The following is a 1,373-nucleotide window of genomic DNA, read 5'->3' on the forward strand; positions in this document are numbered from 1 at the left end:
GCTGTCGACAAGGTGTGATCGTTCTAGACTGGCGGGGTTGCCTCATCCACCCCCTTGGAGGAATCCGCAATGAGTGATGGCCTGAGCCTTGACGACCTTCATGCGGCGTCTGATGTTGTGTGGGATTTCGAGGTCAGTGGTGATCTGGCCGCCAAGCTTGATGCCGCGGCCACCGATGTGCGGGGCCAGATCGGGTCACGCAACAGCCGAAAGACCACGTACGGCACCTATTTTGAGGGCTATTACGCGGAGTTGTGGGAGTGGAACATCGAGACGGCGAACCAGGATGCCCGGTTGCTGGCCCGGCGGCTGAATGATGTGGCGCAGGGTGTGCGGGATCTGGAGGAGGATGCGCGGGCGGAGCAGGCCCGGATTGATGCGGCGAGGGAGTGGAAACGCCAACGGGACGCGCGTTCGACCGCTGAGAAGGTGTGGGAGACGGTCGATGTTTTGCATCTGGCTCATGGTGATGCGAACCCGCCCAAGGCCGAGCCGACTCCGCAGATGAACAAGACCTACGAGGCGCCGGGCAAGGGTGGTCGTAAGCCGTTCGAGGGGACGAGGACGGGTACGAGTACGACGTCGGCGCTGCCGGATGATCTGCGTAGTTTCACTTCTGAGGAGCGTGCGGCGACCGATGAGATCCGGCAGACCCCGGCGACCCTGCGGGGTCTGGTGGAGGATTTCCGGGCCAAGTGCCAGTGGGGTCAGCTGGGTTGTGACCAGGTGCTGGTGGGGTTCGACAACTACATCACGTCGAATGACAATGACTGCACTCGTACGGATGTGGTCGCGGCGAATTTCGAGGCGGCCGGTGGCAGTGGCGTCATCTCGGCGGTGTCTGATGCGGCGATCGCGGCGAGCCTGGAGGCGAATGGTGTTTCCGAGAAGCGCCCGGAGTTGGAGATCCCGGCGGTTCAGGCGATCGGCAACCCTCCCACCTCGGGGTTCTCGAATGATCCGGTGAACACGGCGACCGGCAACTTCGTCGAGAACGAGGAGGACCTGCGCTTCGAGGGCGGCACCGCGCTGCTGGGCTGGGCCCGGTCGTACTCCTCGCTGAGCGAGAAGATCGGTGGCCACGGCCCGGGCTGGGCGTCGTTCGACGGCTGCGGCCTGCGGTTCGACGACAACGGGGCGACGTGGACGCTGGTGGATGGCCGTGAGCTGGTTTTCCCGCGGCTCGGGGCTGGTTTCGATCGCGCTGAGCACGACAATTTCTGGCTGTCGGCTACCGAGCACGGCTATGTCGTGGCCAACAACACCGGCGCTTGTTGGGAGTTCGGTCCGGCGGGCCGGCCCGTGTCGTTCACCCTGACCGACGGCGCCACGATCATGTTCGACTACGACGCCGACCGGCTGCAGTGCATCCG

The 1,373-nt window shown here is 64.5% G+C and carries 1 protein-coding gene; it reads left to right on the top strand.

What is annotated here, in order from left to right:
* Positions 1-69: 69 nt before the first annotated feature.
* A partial coding sequence (locus D9T14_RS13200) for a DUF6531 domain-containing protein (RefSeq protein WP_220668358.1) occupies positions 70-1,373 on the top strand: 1,304 nt, incomplete at its 3' end.

Origin of the sequence: Propionibacterium australiense, assembly GCF_003666605.1 — a bacterium.
Classification (GTDB): domain Bacteria; phylum Actinomycetota; class Actinomycetes; order Propionibacteriales; family Propionibacteriaceae; genus Propionibacterium; species Propionibacterium australiense.